The 547-nt window shown below is 43.5% G+C and carries 1 rRNA gene (cut by a window edge); it reads left to right on the top strand.

Annotated elements, in window-relative coordinates:
• The first annotated feature begins 444 nt into the window (after positions 1 to 444).
• Positions 445 to 547 (top strand): 16S ribosomal RNA (locus tag HZF10_RS17850); it runs 1,425 nt beyond the window's last position.

The raw sequence follows: 547 nt of genomic DNA, 5'->3' as shown, positions 1-547 counted from the left end.
AAAAAACCTCAAAAAAACTTGCCTCAAAAACTTGCGGGAGCGGAAAAAGTGGCTACTTTTGCACCCGCAATCAGCGAGAAGTTCATACGGCATAATGGGGTAAAAAAGGGCAAAAAAAGTTTTGCGTGAGCGGGAAAGAGTTTCTATCTTTGCCGTCCGTTCCGGAGGGACGGGGCGCCAGAAAGTTCCTTTTTTACTGAAAACCAGGCTCGGGCGAAAAAGATGAAAATTTTTTTCAAAAAAAGCTTGGAAGTATGAAAAAGACTCGTACTTTTGCACCCGCTTTGAAACACAAGCGAAGATTGAAAGAGTAGACAAGTTCATAGACATATTGGATAGACAGCACTTCAACAAGAGTTGAAGTAAGCAGAGAGTAAGGGAAAACGGAAAGTTTTCTTTGAATTATACTGAGTAAGGCTTTGGAGTCGTAAGTTATTAAAATATACGATGAAGAGTTTGATCCTGGCTCAGGATGAACGCTAGCGGCAGGCTTAACACATGCAAGTCGAGGGGTAGAAGGGGCTTGCTCCTTCGAGACCGGCGCACG

The sequence above is a fragment of the Flavobacterium agri genome, assembly GCF_013401995.1.
GTDB classification, from domain to species: Bacteria; Bacteroidota; Bacteroidia; order Flavobacteriales; family Flavobacteriaceae; genus Flavobacterium; species Flavobacterium agri.
This window is presented reverse-complemented; position numbering and strand designations above follow the sequence as displayed.